Origin of the sequence: Paenibacillus lautus (assembly GCF_050482385.1) — a bacterium.
Classification (GTDB): Bacteria; Bacillota; Bacilli; order Paenibacillales; family Paenibacillaceae; genus Paenibacillus_AQ; species Paenibacillus_AQ lautus_B.
This window is the reverse complement of record NZ_JBCNHV010000002.1, coordinates 140,463-157,946: the sequence shown is the minus strand read 5'-3', so window position 1 is coordinate 157,946 and position 17,484 is coordinate 140,463. Positions and strand designations below refer to the sequence as shown.

The 17,484-nt window shown below is 48.2% G+C and carries 9 protein-coding genes, 1 pseudogene and 1 other annotated feature; of the genes and pseudogenes, 4 read left to right on the top strand and 6 right to left on the bottom strand.

The features are described from left to right. The first annotated feature begins 449 nt into the window (after positions 1-449). Positions 450-1,508, top strand: coding sequence for a hypothetical protein (locus tag ABEW73_RS05505; RefSeq protein ID WP_430162273.1), 1,059 nt, complete (start codon positions 450-452; stop codon positions 1,506-1,508). A gap of 388 nt (positions 1,509-1,896) precedes the next feature. Here the strand turns inward: ABEW73_RS05505 and ABEW73_RS05500 are convergent, their stop codons facing one another. The 3 genes from ABEW73_RS05500 to ABEW73_RS05490 form a co-directional block, all read right to left on the bottom strand. Next, complete coding sequence (locus ABEW73_RS05500; protein ID WP_430162271.1) at positions 1,897-2,493, bottom strand: TetR/AcrR family transcriptional regulator; 597 nt, start codon at positions 2,491-2,493, stop codon at positions 1,897-1,899. Positions 2,494-2,596: 103 nt separating this feature from the next. Beyond that, entirely contained in the window at positions 2,597-3,616 is a 1,020-nt protein-coding gene (locus tag ABEW73_RS05495) for a hypothetical protein (RefSeq protein WP_430162269.1), read from the bottom strand. A gap of 325 nt (positions 3,617-3,941) precedes the next feature. Further along, a complete protein-coding gene (locus tag ABEW73_RS05490) occupies positions 3,942-4,097 on the bottom strand; it encodes a hypothetical protein (RefSeq protein ID WP_430163020.1) in 156 nt (51 codons plus the stop codon). Between the two features lie 47 nt (positions 4,098-4,144). On the opposite strand from ABEW73_RS05490, the pseudogene ABEW73_RS05485 reads away from it, so the two are divergent. After that, a pseudogene (locus ABEW73_RS05485) lies at positions 4,145-4,389 on the top strand (IS3 family transposase); the annotation flags it as partial. A gap of 85 nt (positions 4,390-4,474) precedes the next feature. Here the strand turns inward: ABEW73_RS05485 and ABEW73_RS05480 are convergent. Further along, positions 4,475-5,350 (bottom strand): GNAT family N-acetyltransferase, encoded by an 876-nt coding sequence (locus ABEW73_RS05480; protein ID WP_430163017.1) that lies wholly within the window; start codon positions 5,348-5,350, stop codon positions 4,475-4,477. Between the two features lie 230 nt (positions 5,351-5,580). On the opposite strand from ABEW73_RS05480, the gene ABEW73_RS05475 reads away from it, so the two are divergent. Further along, positions 5,581-6,699 carry an ATP-binding protein gene (locus ABEW73_RS05475; RefSeq protein WP_430162267.1) on the top strand — a complete coding sequence of 373 codons (1,119 nt, stop codon included), beginning with the start codon at positions 5,581-5,583 and terminating at the stop codon, positions 6,697-6,699. A 287-nt stretch (positions 6,700-6,986) separates the two neighbouring features. After that, positions 6,987-7,841, top strand: a complete 855-nt coding sequence (locus tag ABEW73_RS05470; protein WP_430162265.1) for an alpha/beta fold hydrolase — start codon at positions 6,987-6,989, stop codon at positions 7,839-7,841. A gap of 680 nt (positions 7,842-8,521) precedes the next feature. Here ABEW73_RS05470 and metG read toward each other — a convergent pair. Together metG and ABEW73_RS05460 are read right to left on the bottom strand one after the other, a co-directional pair. After that, the gene (gene metG / locus ABEW73_RS05465) at positions 8,522-10,168 is read right to left on the bottom strand and encodes a methionine--tRNA ligase (protein ID WP_430162263.1); all 1,647 of its coding nucleotides are present in this window, start codon (positions 10,166-10,168) and stop codon (positions 8,522-8,524) included. Positions 10,169-10,214: 46 nt separating this feature from the next. Further along, positions 10,215-10,484 (bottom strand) — a binding site (T-box leader). A 367-nt stretch (positions 10,485-10,851) separates the two neighbouring features. Continuing rightward, positions 10,852-16,722, bottom strand: a complete 5,871-nt coding sequence (locus ABEW73_RS05460; RefSeq protein WP_430162261.1) for an Ig-like domain-containing protein — start codon at positions 16,720-16,722, stop codon at positions 10,852-10,854. Between the last annotated feature and the right edge of the window lie 762 nt (positions 16,723-17,484).

Genomic DNA, 17,484 nt, shown 5'->3' with positions numbered 1-17,484 from the left:
TTAGATATAGAATTTATAAGTTATCTTGCTACGCTGATGAAATTCTATATCGCAAGAAAACCTACCTATGCATCGCGGTCGCTCATCCTTGAAGTGGCCTCGATAGAGGTTTTCTTATCAAAAGCGGACTTTTTGAACAACCTCTAAAAGACCAAAAAAACGGACATTCCTCTATCGCTGAAGCTTTAGCGATGTGAGAATGTCCGTTTCGGTTTCATACGGGTACGCCCCCGCATTAACTTTTAATTTATATTGGCCAAGCCCTTTCGAATCTCTTGGACCAGTATCATTTTCTCTTCTTCTGTAAACCCGTCTTTACCATCAACATGAAGGCTCAAGTCCTCTTGTAAGCGTTGTATATTAGAAGCGAAGTCCATATAATGTAGTGAGAAACAGGATGTTTTTTTAATTATGTTAGACACCATGCAAGTAGAGGAGGAAAAAAGGTTATGAACGTTGGATCAGCACGCGCAGCGGCGACGGATTGGGTCTTGCAGCATGCCAGCAGGGAGCCTGGATTTATGGGTGCCTATTTCAGCGGCTCCACGGTCGGAAAGCCGGATGAGGCAGAGATGGCTCCGTCCTCAGACATTGACGTCGTTGTTGTTACCCAGGATGCGGAGCCCCCTCTTAAGCTGGGAAAGTTTATCTATCAGGACGCTTTGATCGAAGCCACCTATCTGTCCTGGCGGGACCTCGCCTCGCCCGAGCAAGTATTAACGTCATACCATCTTGCGGGCAGCTTCCGTGTAGATACCCTGATGTCCGATCCGACCGGGCAGCTGCGCAAGCTGCAGACGGAGGTTTCGCGTCATTTTGCCGACCGGATATGGGTCACCCGCCGCTGTGAGAACGTGCGCGAACGTATCATAACCGGACTCCGATCCATAGATCCTTCTGCCCCTTGGCATCGGCAGGTTACCTCCTGGCTGTTTCCTACCGGCGTAACCACCCATATGCTCCTGGTCGCCGCTCTTCGCAACCCCACGGTCAGGCTCCGCTATGCGGCGGTTCGCGATGTGCTCAAGGAATATGACCAAGTGGAAATCTACGAGGAACTGTTACGGCTGCTGGGCTGTAAAGACATGAGTGCCGAACAAGCGCTCCATCATCTTAATGGACTGGCCCGCACCTTCGATGCCGCTGCTGCGATTGCGAAGACCCCCTTCTTCTTCAGCAGTGACATTACGCCGGATGCCAGGCCGATTGCCATTGACGGGAGCCGCGAGCTGATCCTAAGCGGAAGCCATAGGGAAGCCGTCTTCTGGATGGTGGCCACCTTCGCTCGCTGCCACAACATATTGGAAGTCGACGGGACTCCTGAATTTCAAGAGCAGTACGCCCCTGCTTTTGATGCCATCCTTGCGGATCTCGGCATAACGTCCACCGATGACCTGCTGCAGCGGGCCGACGAGGTTCTTCGGTTCCTGCCGAAGCTGTGGAGCGTCACGGAAGGCATTCTGGATGCTAATCCGAATGTGACAGGCGGGCAAGAATCGACCTCTTAACTCCTCATTTTATATAGAAAAAGACCACGTCAAAATACACTGGTACCCATAGTCTGGACACTTAGAAAAAAGTGCCCAGACTGTGGGTAGCTTTTTGTATACTGTAGTGTACCTTGGGGAGGATGACGACATGAGCAAGAAGCATTTCAACGAGAATGAGCCTTCTGTTGTAAAAACAGTTTTTCGGCGTCCCTGTCCGATTCGGACAGAAGAAGAGGCCGACAGCCCCTGTCGGTAGATGATATCCCGGAACATACTGAGGCCGCTGCCTCTATATTATTATCGGGTCGGTTGTCCTTCTGCTGCTGGCCATACTATACCCAATCATCGTGCTATCGCTTTCGGTTGTCTTGTCTTCAAAATATGCCGTTCCTTCTTGACTTAATATCTATCGAGAAACAGTTATGATCCGCAAAAGGATGTCAATATCGGGTTTACTATAGTCTCCATTCACTTGTGTATCCAGTAGCATAAGTCCAGAAATGACCGTTAAATAACAAGAAATTAGTTCTTGTGGATCGCCGTCTGCTATTTCGCCCACTCGCTGCCCTTCTTCAAATAATGGAAGTAGTTGATCGACATATGTTTTTATGGAATGCCGTTGAATAAGCTCCTTAGCACTCTCAGGAACGCCATCTGACGTACGCGCCTGATGAATTAGCATAAAATAAGCTGAGTTACCTTCACGAAATATAAGTTCTGTCAATGTTTTTATTTTTTCGATTGGTGACCCTGGAAGTTGATATACGTACATCATTGTTGAATGTGATTGTTCCATTGCAAATTCAACAAGCGTAGTGAAAAGTTGGTCTTTAGATTTGAAATAGTGGTATAGAAGACCGTGACTGAGACCGGCTACTTCAGCAATCATACTCATTTTCGTGCCAATAACGCCTCGCCGAGAAAAAACCTTCACCGCGGCATCCAAGATCTGTTCCCTACGCATATCGCGAAGATGCTGATTCTCTTTGTCAGAAGGTGCCATTCATTATCAAACCCTTTTCTAGATTTTTATTGTAAATTGATACAACTAATTTCTAACTTAAATAGGATTCCTATGACTAACGTTTCTTACTAAAGGGTGACTGCTAATTGGTTCTGTAAAACTTGGCAATCTCATAAAAGGCTTCTTTAGGCTCCCAGAATCCACTCGAATATGGTTTTTCAGAATCCTCCGGGTAGACCTTCACAATGCCGTAGCTTCCCATATCTAAATCATACTGCGGGTTAGGAGAAAACGGTTTGTTGGGCATAATATAATCATAAACGAATGCTCCGTAGATATTCTCAGTTTTATATATTGTAAGTAGTTCTTTAATATAATCGGCCTGCACTCTCTCGCTTCTTATAATACCGCCTTTAATTTTAGGAACAGGAGTACTCCAATCAATGATTTCGTGACTTTCTGGCCCCTTTTTATCCGCACCCTCGAAGGAGCCGCATCCGAATTCAAAAATGACTATCGGTTTATTGTGTCGATGGAATTTCCTTAAATTTTTCACATATTTCGATTCATTGAACGCTAGCTTGTATAGGTTCAAACCGATTATGTCGAACTCCTTCCAATCAACCTGTTCCCAGAGCGCTGCTCCGTAACTTATTTTACCATTGAAGCTGGACCTGACAACTGCACAAGCTTTTCTGAGATAGTCGTTCAATTTTTTATTATACCAAGGGACCAACCACCACATCGTCCTTAACTTCGAAGCCCTCTCAGCATGATTACTGCCAGGCATAATGCCGGAGGAAAAGATTGAGAGCTCACAGCCTAAGCTTAGATCGATTTTCTGATATTTCTTTCGCATTTGTTCGGCTGTCCGTGCGACTTCCGACAAATGAGCTAATGTTTCTTCCTGATTTCCTTCTACCAGCCGAGGCTGGAGCCATACGTGAAGGCCGTTCTCTAATGCGGTCGTTGCACACTCAATCAGTCTGTCAATATCGGTGCCATAAATCTGAATTGAATTACAGTGCAACTGATTACGTATCACTCGGATCTCTTGTTCCATCAAATCTTTTCGCCATTCCCTTGTTCTAGAACCGGGGCTAAAGTTAGTACCTACATCATAATTTATCCCCTTCTGAATAAGCGCTTTTTGATTTTTCATTTACATCTCCTTTATTTATAACTCCCCCTATAATTAGCAAAAACAACAGAGGTGGAATTAATGATACGTGAATAATGAAGCTGTAAAACACTCTGTCGACTGGGAAGGTTTTTCAATTTTTGACTGACCCAGTCAATCAATTTTATGATTTTATGCTAGAACATTTTCCAACAAACGTCAACTGCGATATTAAACTCATTTTAGTTCGAGGATTCCAAAAAATTCGGTTCCATCTGCTTCCAGGTTCAATATATAGACGAACTAAACCATTTCGCTCTATATAATGCTGATTTAAAGTCGCTCTTTGGATTTGCAAAATCCCCGTTCAAATATACGTGTGAGAAATTCTTTTACCATCGCGAAGTAAGGTACTAAAGCCCGGCACTTCCATTGACTGTACGGAATCAAGGGGTACGCCCTTCTGAAAAAGCTCGTCCTTGGTCATGTAGTTGTATTCGATCGGGGCGACGGATTCGCCCAGCGTAGCATGAAAGTCATAATTAAAGTCGCTATCGAAGGACGAGTACCAAGGAGAATAGACTTGGCCAATCGATCTCTAGACGAGGAAACTGCTGGGACAATGCTCCGCAAGAATCGTTTTTTGGACACATGAAGGATCATGTAAGGAGTCGCAGTTGTTCATCTTTAAGTGAATTACAGCAAGAGATTGATCGATATATCCTATCCGCTATTACAATAACCACAGATACCAATGGAGATTAAAAAAGATGACCCCTGTGCAATACAGGAATCATCTTTTGTCTGCTGCCTAAGCCGGAATCCTCTTTTTTAAAAGTGTCCCTGACCCAGAGGCCAGATTAGGATTCGTTATTGACGTGGTTTGTATTAGTGGCCTTCCTACTGCAGAGGCAGATAAAATCGGTGCTCCTCTTGGTCTTTGGCAAAGCCAACCGACTGATAGAGTGACAACGCCGTCTCATTGGCTGCCTTCACTTCAAGTTTTACCGAAGCAGATCCATGAACCTGAAGATAGGACATGGCACGGTAGAGCAGATATTTGGCGATTCCCCGTTGTCTCCACGGTTCTCTCACAAACACATCTTCAATCACACCGACGTTTCCCTCTTCCAGCCATGCCATGGTACTGCCTATTATCGTGTCCCCTTCCAGGACATTTATCGCAGTCCAGTTGGGATGCCCTTTATATTCCCGTAATCGTTCAAGCCCCAGCGGCGCTTCCGGCCAAACCTCAGCCTCGAGCATTAGATACATCTCTTCCTCTTCCGCAGACTCCATCTTCCACAATCGATAGCGATAGCGTTCATCTAACGGCAAGGCAGGAATAGGCTCCTCAAGCGACCGCTCCATGGAATACAGCTTCTCCAGCGGCTGAAATCCGATTTCCTCTGTAAAGAAAGTATTGTTGCCGATCTCATGGGCATAGTTGCCCACGCACAAATACGTCCCGTATGTCTCTGGCAGTGTCCTCTTTAACACAAGGGCACGTTCATAGAGCACTTTATACATTTCACCTAACAGATCATAATCCCGTTCCCGCTGCGGTACAGCCTTAAGATTCACATAAATGTGATGCTTGCAGTTAGGCGCACATCCAGGCGGGATCACGTTAATAATGTCGACCTGTCCCTTGGCCACCATCTTCCCATCTTCGAATGCACAAAACACGTTACCCCAATTCTCCTGGTCACCCACCCACCAGAACAGCGCATCCGCTGCGGATACCGCCTGATACAGCTCCCCTAGCAGAGGCATATCGCCCTGCTTAAAATTTCGTATAATTCTTTCAACCAAATGAATGTCACCCGCCTTTGCGTTCATTGTAAGACAACCGGATTGCCAACAACAGAGAAAAAACAACTATAGACAAACAAGTTGCTTTTTCAGACAGTAATTTCCTGAAAATGGGTGTACAATATTATAATTACGTAATATAATAATTACGTAATAACATAATATTGATAAAGTGAGGTTGATGATTCCCCATGACACGTGACCTGGTACAAGAGATGGATGTCTTAAAGAATCAAATGGCGGAGTTGCAGGAGCTTGTCTATCAGGCTCTTATAGAACGAAAACCTGCATCCGCATCAAATCAACACCGCCAAGAGATTGCAACAGCACCTACTATAAATGAAGCAAACCCCGAAGCTGGCTCCGTCTTCTATTCTGGGCAAGTGCACCTGAAAGGACAAAGCATCCGCTGGGAGCCGCAGAAACGGCGAATGGATCAATTGCTGGACATGAACACCGAGAAGGCGGCCAAAATCCTCGCAGCACTGGGCAACAAACAGCGCCTGGATATTTTAAAGGCCGTCATGGCAGAGCCCCTATCCGGTTCCGAGCTGGTAGAACGGTTGAATATGGGAACGACGGGTCAGCTATATCACCATCTCAAAGCGCTGCTCGGCGCGGATCTGCTCGTGCAGGAGCAGGGAGGCCGCTACGCTCTTCCTAAGCATCGGAGCCTGCCCTTCCTGCTGCTGCTGTCTGCTGCAGGCGATTTGCTCGATACAAGCGATTACCTGGAGATGAGCGAAACCCGTAACAATGCGGGGATGTATTTCGGGAGCTCGCATGGCTTCGATATTCATCAGCTGCTCTGGGCGGTGGTGGAAAATTCGATTTTGGAGCATACGAACGGGTATGGCGATCAGATTAGCATATTCCTGCATGAAGATGGCAGCGTATCGGTTACCGATAACGGGAGAGGCATTCCCGTGCAGGCCCTTCCGAATTCCGACATCCCTGTTGTGCAGTCGATACTAACCGATGTCCATCGGTTGAATGCAAGCGCACACTTTCTGGTCCCCGGTGCAGAGAAAGGCATCAGCATCGCCGTGGTCAATGCCCTCTCCAAGCATCTGACCGTGGAAATTCGCCGTGATGGTAACATATACCGGCAGGAGTACAGGCACGGCATTCCGCAGACCGGGCTTCTGATCGTCGGCACGACTCAGGAGACGGGCACCAGCGTGACATTCAAGCCCGAGCCGGAATTATTCAGCTCTGCCTTTGAATTTAATCGCATCATCGAGCGCAGGGACGCGATTGCCGCAGACTATCCTGCACTTGCCCTGACAATTCGGAATACCGCTGGATAGAGAAGCTTCAGAATACCGGCTTAGAACTGTGTACCACGCTTATTCATAGCAGCACACTCAGATGCCACAACGCGGGTACTGCTCCTTGGGTAAATGGTGCGTGGTCTGGGGTCCGGGGCATGCTTGGATGGCTGTCGACCTAACCCATGTCTGGTGCTATACTGAGCTTGAACGAACGCTAATCGAGGTGATATAGAATGCTGGAACGTTCTATGGAGAATGTAATGGAATCCCAACAGGAAAGGGGCTGGTGCGATTAAAATAAAAACGAAACGAGGACGATAAACATGAGTATACAGAGTACGGTAATGAGCGAAGGATTTGCATTGAATGTTTCCATTTGTGGAAACGGCAAGCCCATTTTGGTGGTGGGAAGCAGTATTTACTACCCCCGCTTGTTTTCGGAACAACTCTACACTTCATTTCAACTGATTTTCCTGGACCATCGAGGCTTTGTGGAGCCCCCTCGGACACTGGAGCCGGAAGACTATGCGCTGGATAAGGTTCTGGATGATATCGAAACGGCAAGACAAACGCTGGGACTGGAGGATTTTATTATATTGGGGCATTCGGGCCACGCCTTCATGGCGCTGGAGTATGCCAAAAAATACCCGCAACATGTCCGGAAGGTGGTCCTGCTGAACACGGCCCCGACCAATAGCCCGGAGCGGCAGCAGCAGAGCATCGCTTTTTTTAATGAAACGGCAAGCCCAGAACGGAAACGGCAGTTTGAAGCGGATATATCCCTGCTGGAGGGGGATATCCAGAGAGAGCCAGAACGTCGTTTTGCCCATATGTGCATCCGAATGGGAGCGCACAGCTTCTATGACTATGCCTATGATGCGGCATCGATGTGGGAAGGGGTCTTCACCAGCATGCCCGTCATGGATCATTTATGGGGAGAAGCCTTCGCGCGGCTCAATCTGATCGATTCGCTGAAAGAGGTTGCCAAGCCCGTCCTCATCGGTCTTGGACGGTACGACTATTTGGTCAGTCCCGTATCACTCTGGGATGCTGTAGACGGCTCACAGGAACACGTGAAGAAGGTCATTTTTGAAAAGAGCGGCCATAATCCGATGTTTGAAGAGCCCGAGCTTTTTGATGCCATATTAACGGATTGGATTCATGAAACGGATAACTAATCCGGTGAATATGACACGTATGCCTTTACTGTAATGAAGAGGAGCCCGCAGCTTTCACGCTGGGGCTCCTCTTTTCGTCTTGATGGAGGCTCCTCTTACATCTATTTGCGCGTTTCAGCCGGTAAACTCTCGAAACACTCTCGGGTTTATACGGCTTGAGCGACATCGTTCGGATGGGTGGGGATGGGTGCTCTTCTTGCCGAAAACTGATTCTTTTTCGAGTCCTCCGTACGGATACGGGATTATCATGCGGACACTGGATCCGTTATTTGCTAATATTGAGCTGTTTTTGAGATTATGCGGACACAGGATCCGTTAATGTAATATGTTCACGGATTATTCCCGAAATATCTTGCGATAGCGGATCTCCTGTCCGCATGACCCTAGGAAATGCCAAGAAACAACGAAATAGCGGAACCACAGTCCTCAAAATCGCAGTCCGTACTCAGTCTCAATGGACCATCGGGTCAGCCTCCTCTTCTTTGACACTCGCTAACGGCCCCCTTAATCACTTGCTCCTTGGATCGCTTAACCCCTTTGCTCCTTCGACCACTTAAACCCCTTGCTTCTTTTATCCTCTAGACCTCTGATTACTTGCTACTCGAGTCTGGATCCACTACATTCCTTGATCACTTACTACTCACTCCTTGGGTCAGTGGAATCTTAGCCACTTAAATCAATTACTCCCTTACGGATAACTCCTCCAGCCTGCGCGTCTCCTCCTCAATCCGGCTGGTATCGATTCGCGCAAACAAAAGCTCTACGTCATGGATCAGCCTCCCAGCCGGAACATGGCACCATTCCCATGCGGGCTGCTCCAGCGAGAGAAAGCCTCGTACCCTATTGCAAGAGAACGGAATAAACGGCTGCAGCAGATTCGCCAAATTGGCTATGATCTGAACGCAGGTATTCAGCGTTGTTCCGCAGGCTTCGCGATCCTCCTTGACCTGAATCCACGGCTTCCGCTCATCAAAATATTTGTTCGCCAGGCGCACTGCGCTAAAGATCAGTTCCAACGCTTCCTTCAGTCGCCCACCCTCAATGAGCGCCCCGGCCTCGCGGTACAATGCCTCAACCCTGCTCTGCCACTCTTCAGATATGCAGCCCTCGGGCACTTTCCCCTCAAACGATTTATTTACAAACACCAAGGTACGGTTGACGAAATTCCCAAATGCGCCAAGCAACTCGCCATTGTGGCTGTGAATGAACTCCCTCCAGGAGAAATCCGTATCCCGCTTCTCGGGGCCATTCGCAATGAGAAAGTAACGAATGGAGTCCGGCTGATAACGGCTTAACAAATCCGGCACCCATATGGCCCAATTCCGACTGGTCGAGAACTTCTTCCCTTCCAGTGTCATGTACTCGCAAGATATGATTCGGTCCGGCAAATGCAGGTTACGGGCCCCCTTCAGCAGCGCCGGCCAGATCAGCGTATGGAACGGAATATTATCCTTCCCATGAACATAGTAAGCCGTAATCTCATTCATCCCCTTGAGCCAAAAGGATTCCCAGTCGCCGCCCGTTTCCGCGGCCCATTGCTTGCTGGCGGATAAATAGCCGCTCACCGCTTCGATCCAGACATAGATTTTCTTATCCTCAAATCCCGGAACAGGCACATCCACGCCCCAGGTCAGGTCCCTTGTAGCGGCCCGATCCTGAAGCCCTTCCTCCAGGTATCTTCGGGTCAACTGCACCGCATTGTCCCGCCAGCCTTGGGCGTTATTCAAGTCATCGGTCAGCTCACCCTGAAAATGCGACAGCGATACGTATAAATGCTCAGTAGGACGCTCCACCGGAGGGTTTCCGCAGATTTTGCAGGTCCTGTTCGTCAGGTCGGACGGATCAAGTATCGTTGAGCAGGCGTCGCACTGATCCCCGCGGGCCCTGCTGCCGCAGACGGGACAGTCCCCTTCCACATAGCGGTCCGGCAGAAAGCGCTGATCGGTCTCGCAATACGTTTGCTGCATGGTTTTTCGATACAAATGGCCGTTGTCCAGCAGCTTCAGAAACAGCTCTTGCACCACCGTATGATGAAACGCCTGATCGGTTCGCGTGTATAAGTCGTAGGAGAAACCCAGCCGTTTAAAGCAATCCACGAACTCCCCATGATACCGATCCGCAATGTCCCCGGGAGCCACGCCTTCCTGAATGGCTTGAACCGCCACTGGCGTTCCATGGCAATCGCTGCCGGATACGTACAGGACTTGATCGCCTTTCGCGCGGAAATAACGTGCCAACACGTCGCCGGGCAAGAGGCTTGCAAGCCTCCCCAAATGTAAGGACCCGTTAGCATAAGGCCAGGCACCGCCGATAAAAATGTTCGTCATGTCAATCATCCTCCTTTTTTTGGACAACAAAAAAAGCCCTCATCCCAAAAGGGACGAGAGCTTGCCGCTCACGTGGTACCACCCAATTTCATTCATGCCTTGCGGCATTCACCTCTTCGGGTACGGCGCCATGTATCGCGTGTATACCCTAGCACGTTAACGGGTGCGGGATCCGGCACAGCCTACAACCCTTACCGGGTTTCGGTGCACAGCTCAGAGACCATATTCCCTAGGTTCTTTCCTTACCCCTTTTCACCGGCCGGGGCTCTCTGTTCAAAGACGTCGCCAAGGTACTCTTTCTCTTCATTGCTTTTGTCTAACGATATTCAAGTTACTGGAAATCATACCCGAAAGCCACGGATGAAGTCAAGTGGGTGTATAGTAAAAGCCAACCCGGGTCTTAAGTTTCATTTTTGCAGTATTTTCTTCCTTTGTGTCGTTTTTACTCACTCTGTACGAAAAAAGCGCTCATGCACTTTGGCTCTATTAGAGATGGTGCGCTGAGTAAGAGTGAGAACTGGACATAATATGGCTGTCGAGAAAGTCTCGATAGCCGAAGAAGTGTATTCCTCTCTGAGGGACTAAATCTTACGTCTACAATGACCTTATCCCTCTAAAAGAATACTTATACACTAAAAAACTGCCCCTCAAGTTTAATTCACTTGGGGGGCAGCTTTTTTAGCCTATGCTTTTTTTCTTCTGAGCAGAAGCAAACCTGCAAGAAGCATAATAGCTCCGGCTAGCATGTAGCTGTACATATTCGTAGCCGTATTCGGTAATTTATTTCCATTAGGCCCGTTCGTTGCCTGATCTCCGGATTGAGCCGGATCTCGTGGAGTCGAATCCGATACGCCTAATGTTGAATCGTTATGATCTTCCGGTGTTTGTGCCCCGGTATTCGAATCCCCGTTGGCGTCTCCATTCGAGTCCTCATTCGAGTTCCCGCTAGAATCTTCGTCCGAGTCTTCGTTCGAATCTCCGGTTCCACCCGGGTTCGGATTGTTACCATCATGGTTCTCGTTGTCCGTCACTTCGATGACATTCGATGGCTTCTCCGGACTCGTCACATTATCACCTGTGACCTCACCGATGTTTTCAATCGCTTTACCGGTTTGTCCCGCCTTGACGGTTGCCTTGAATTCAATCGTATGCCATTCGGTATCGGCAATCCGTCCAAAGTTACCGCTTACTTTGCCGTTAACATACTGGCCTTTATCGCCATCTGCGTTGTCGGTGACGGAAACACCGTCCACCCTCAGGCTGCCTGATACATATGCCAGCCCTTCCGGAAGGATATCAGCAATCACGAGGTTTGATACATAGCTGCCGGAAACGGTATTGCGTGCGGAGATCGTATACTCCATCGTATCGCCGACCGCTATGCTTCCTCCATTGATATCCCTTGACGTTTTGCGTGACTCGATAACAGGTAAAGGCGGAGTTACAACGGGTGGTGTTACAGGCGGTGTGACCGGTGGATCTGGATCTACCGGTGGATTGACTGGTGGATCGACTGGCGGATCAACCGGTGGGTACACCGGCGGAATATCGCCTTCCTCAACGACAATTTCATCCGTTGGCCGACTCGGCTGATCGATGTTGTCCCCGGTAATCTCTCCGGTATTTCTAATCGACTCCCCGGCGGTTGCTACGATCTTCGCCCGGAACTCCAGCGTATGCCACTTCGTATCCCGAACATCACCAAAATGACCGACGACCTGACCTGAAGCATAATGGCCTTTGTCGCTATCCTTATCATCAGTGACCGAAACGCCGTCGACCTTCAAACTGCCCGGAATATATTCCAAGCCTGCCGGCAGCGTATCGGATATCACCAGGTTGGCCATATACGTATCGCCTATTACCGTTCTTGTCCGTATCGAATAGATAGCGGTATCGCCGACTTCAAACGTATTCTTGCCCGCTTCGAGGTTCGTTGCAGACTTCTCCGATACGATGACCGGTTTTCGCGGATAGATTTTGATTTCTTCTTCCGGCATACTCGGTTCGTCGAAATTGTCACCGCTGACTGATGCCATATTTCGAATATCTTTGCCGGCTTGTCCGGTTTGGATCTTCGCATGGAATGTAAGCTCATGCCATTCCTTATCCCAGATGTCGCCGAATCCGCCGTAAACGGCGCCGGTTACAACATGACCGTTATCGTCACCTTCCTCATCGGTGACAGATTTTCCATCCACTTTTAAAGTACTCGGTACGTATTCCAGTCCTGCCGGCAAGGTATCCGTAATTTTCAAATTCGATATATACGTGTCGCTCGTCACTGTTCTTGTCCGAATGGTGTAAGCAACCGTATCACCGACCTCAAATGTGGTCTTGCCTGCATCCAGGTTCGCAGCCGTCTTTTCCGATTCCAGAACCGGATGGCGTGGATAGACCTTAACTTCTTCCTCGGCTTGGCTCGGCGTGCTGACATTCTCGCCGCCAGCGACAGCGATATTGCGAATATTTTTGCCAGCTTGACCAGACTCGATGATCACATCGAATTCAAGCGTGTGCCAAGCCGTATCCGTGATATCCCCGAATAGGCCGATGACCTGGCCGTCGGTGAATAAACCGCCGTCATCATCTCCTTCGGTATCCGTTACGGAAGAGCCGTCCACCTTCATGCTGCCCGGTACATATTGCAGTCCGGCCGGTATATCGTCCGAGATAACAAGACTGCTGACGAAGCTGTTAAGGGCCGTATTCCGTGCCTGAATCGTGTACCGAAGCGTATCTCCCACTTCAGGGTGATCGGCATCCGTGTTTCCGGTTGCCTTCGTTTGAAGGACTGCCGTTTTGTTGGACTCCAGAACAGGAGGATTGAAACGGACCGGTGTTGTGGTTTCGTTCGATTCCTTTTGTTCCGTATCGCCTGTTAGTAAGTTATGGTAGCTGATTTGAGCTTTGTTCTTAATTTGCTGATTGGCGGCGCTCGCTAAAACCTTGACTTTAAATTGCATGGTAACGCCATTTGCCAATTGGCTCGTATTTGCTAGGTTTCCTAACTGAATGCTGACCTGGCTGCCGTCAAAGTGACCCTCATCGGTATCGGCTGCATCTGTCAGATCCTTGGTTGTCGAGCCTTGGATCAATTTCATCGAACCAGGAACATATTCTGTGCCTTTCGGGATCAGATCCGTCACGCTCGCATCGGCGGCGATGTCTCCGCCTTCGTTCTTGATCTGAATCTCATAGGTGACTTCATCGCCTGCATTCACTTCCTGTGGAGATGCAGTCTTGTTGGCTGTCACACAAGGCGCAGTGCCAAGGAAGATGTCATCGATGAAGTTGCCTGCTCCTATGTTTCCGCCAGCTGTACTCACTGCCTCGAAACCGAAGCGGGTTACTTTTTGTCCTGCTGGGACTGTATAAGTACCCGTATAGGTTCCCCAAGCAGTGTTTCCATCCGTTATTTGTTCTTGGACGACGGTATCGTAAGGGTTAGCCGTTGCTGCCCCAATACGAAGCTGCATCGTGTCAATCCCTTGACGCCCCATATGCGATAGGCGCCAATAGATGGTTTGTCCTGGTGTTGTCTTCACATCCTGGTACAGCATTCCGTTATCAAAAGCATTTAATTCTGCCCATTTCCCACCATCAGGTGGTTTTGGCCAGTTCTTTACAACCGAAGGGTTATTCCGCGACCAGTCCCATAGCTCAATAACATGCTGACCGGTGGCATCATCCGTGGTCTTCCAGCCAGGTACCTCGGATTCATAATAGTAGAGTCCTGAAGCATTAACAGCAGTTCCACTGACAGCGCCTTGCTCAAAACTTCCGTTGAGCAACGCCATACTCGTACCACAAACATTAGGCGGCGGAGCTGCTGGGTCCGTCACATCCACAATAACCGTAACCTCGGTTTTGCCTCCCTTGCCGTCCTCCACGATGACGGTGAAGCTATCTTCACCGACAAAATCCGGATCTGGAGTATAGGTCCAACTTCCGTTTGGATCCACCGTGACGGTCCCGTTCTTAGGATCCTCGCCTTTGGAATACTCCAAATGATCTCCATCCGGGTCCGTTGCATCCACAACACCCGAAACAGGTGCATCTTTCTCCGTAGTCTTGTTATCATCAGACACAATTGGAGGTTGATTCTGCTCGACTTGATTACCGACTTCGTTAGATTCACGTGTCTCGGTTGTGTTGTTCAACAAATTATCATAGCTAGCAGTAGCCTTGTTGGTTACCTGTTTGCCGTTATAGTCAGGCAGCACTTTGACCTTGAATTGAATGGTCGAGCCATCAGGTAGAACATCCGTATTCGGGAATCTTCCACCGTCTTGTTCTGATGCACCCGTTCCTAAGCGAACGACAACCTTGTTAGCGGCTGAATCGAATTCGCCCTGATCGTCGCCGCCTGCATCGGTCAGCGATCCCGTATTCGGGCCAGCGATGATCTCCAAAGATCCAGGAACATACTCGGTTCCTTCAGGGATCCGATCTTCTAACACGACGCGTTCAGCAACATCTCCGCCAGCATTCTTAAAGTTTACGGTATAAGTGAGTACATCACCCACTTGAACATCTTGCGATGGATCCACAGACTTGGTCACAATTCCACATGGCCCTGTACCCAGGAAGATATCATCCAGATGATTGCCGTGTCCTATTGATCCATTTGATGTCGAAACGGCTTCAAAACCGAACCGTGTCATTGTTTGTCCTGCCGGAACCGTATAGGAACCCGTGTAAGTTCCCCATGCCGTATTGTCATCAGACATCTGTTGTATGATTGAGGTATCATAGGGATTGGCTGTTGTCGGACCAATACGAAGCTGCATCTTATCAATTCCGTTTAGACCTATGTGTGAAAGTCTCCAATAGATTGTCTGCCCTGGTGTAGTCTTTACATCTTGATATAACATGCCGTTCACAGCAGCATTTATTTCTGCATATCGATTACCATCCACAGGAGGAACATGTTGTTGTACATAAGGAGCAGGGTACCCTGCAGCATAGTCCCATATTTCAATCCATGTATCAGTAGTCTTCCATCCTGGAACTTCATCTGCAGAGTATGCGAAGGTACCATTCGAACCCGGTCCAGGCGGTTCCTCAAAACTTCCGTTGATCAATGCGACTCTAACTCCACACGCATTAGGCGGAGCTGTTGGGTCCGTCACATCAACGATAATCGTAACCTCGGTCATACCGCCATTGCCGTCATCAACAATGACGGTGAAGCTATCCTCACCGACGAAGTACGGATTCGGCGTATAGGTCCATTTTCCGTTTGGATCAACCGTAACTGTCCCATTCCCCGGATCCGTCCCCTTGATATACGTTAAAGGATCTCCATCCGGGTCCGTGCCATCCACGTTACCCGAAACGGGAGTATCTTTCTCCGTTGTCACTCGATCATCCGAAACAACAGGAGGTTGATTCGTCGACGGAATCGTGTTCAATACATCGACAGTAACCGTAGCCTCGGTCTTGGCACATTTGCCGTCATTAACAATGACGGTAAAGTTATCCTTACCGATAAAATCTTGCATTGGAGTATATGTCCAGGTTCCGTCCGCTTTAACCGTGACCGCCCCGTTCCCCGGATCCGTACCTTTGTTATATTCCAAAGGATCTCCATTCGGGTCCGTACCGGTTACTTGTCCGGAAACGGGGGTGTTAACCGCCGTAGTTTTTGTATCATTCGGAGCGGTTGGTGGCTGGTTAAGTTCGTAATCATTTTGCGGATCGAGAGTTTCGATCGGTGCGTGCTCATTTACAAAATACCAGCTATGGATATCATGAGTCTCGTAATTCGGGGACCCTGTTGATCCCGTAAAACCGGCATAAAACGATTGTCCGCCAAATATCGTATTAAGATCTATGCCATTGACATCTAATATGACCTGGGAACTTGCCCGATCCGGCGAAGTGCTAAGGCGAACCTGAACATTCTGAGATGAACCATCATAATCGATCCACGTATAGTACTGGGTTCCGTTAGATAACACATAGTTGGTGTTATTTGCCGTATTATACGAGTTTAAATCGGTAAACCAACCTGGTTCATCATTGGTTACCGTCCCATTTACCGCAAGTCCAACATAGTTTGCAGAAGGATCCTGATAAACGGTGTTTAGAAAAGTATCATATTTAACGGCAAAACTCGGAGTTATGCCATAGTAGCCCAGCCCGCCTCCTTCTGCATGCTGACTGGTCCTGCCAGCCTGGATGGTAAAGGTCAATCCGTCACTTGGACCATCAGGACTGGTATTACTCATTTGAAATGAAAAGGCTGTACTAAATGAGTAGTTGTCTCTAGGGCAAAGTGCGGTATTGTTAAATACGGATCCACTTTGTTGTGTAGTCGCCGGTGTTAATCGAATAAAATTCTGCCCTTGGGGCACTTCGGCAGCACCATTCACGGTAAACGATTGATTGAAAGTATCTTCGGGGAATCCATCAAATTTAAAATTCAGCCATTTACCTGTAGCAGCCTCTGCATGTTGAGGGAATAAAGGCAAAATCTGACCAAACAAAATGATGAAAACCGCCATCAAATACTTAAAACGCCGACTGATTATCGGTTTTCTTTTCATGGTTTCCTCCCTATCTTCAACGGAAAGGCTTTGGAGCCGTTCCGATGCTGTCAAATCATTAATTCATCCCTTGATAAACCTATACATCCATATTGCGAACCGTGAAGGCTGCAGCATGGCGGGTGCGCGGTAAAAGGCATGATGTTGCTGATCGTAAGTTAAAAAAAAGACAACTGACTTCCTGCCTTGTTGTTTATACCGATAACCGCACAATTCGACGTTTCCACCCATTCCTCTAACCTTTTTCAAAATTCTGCATGATTTCTTTAAGAATTACTTCGCATGTGTATATAACGAGGTCTCCTTTAGCATTATTATGTAACGCGTTAATTGATCAATGAACCAAAGCGTCAGCCAGTGCAAACACAGGAACATGAAGGAGGCCTATGTAGCAAATGAAACAGAGCTGTTTGCTGTCTGTCGCCCAGGACCCAGCAGATGTCCTTGATTCGTTTCAAGCTGTTAGTTGTACACGGATGATCACCCCTCTCATTCAGATAGTTTGGTTTGCGAGTTACCATGAAAGGTACGCCATTCAAAACGCTAATCAAAAAAGACTTGCCCCACGGTAACCGACAATAAATATTTATGCCTGTGGGGAATACGACATCCTTCTACATATGTCCTTCCCACGCGAAAAAAACAGCCATATTATACCAATTTCACCCTCCATGGGACCTATCGTCTGATTTCGATACTACTAGTTCTCTAATCTTCAAATTATAAAAAGCATTACTAAAGATACATTTTGAGCTAAACGGA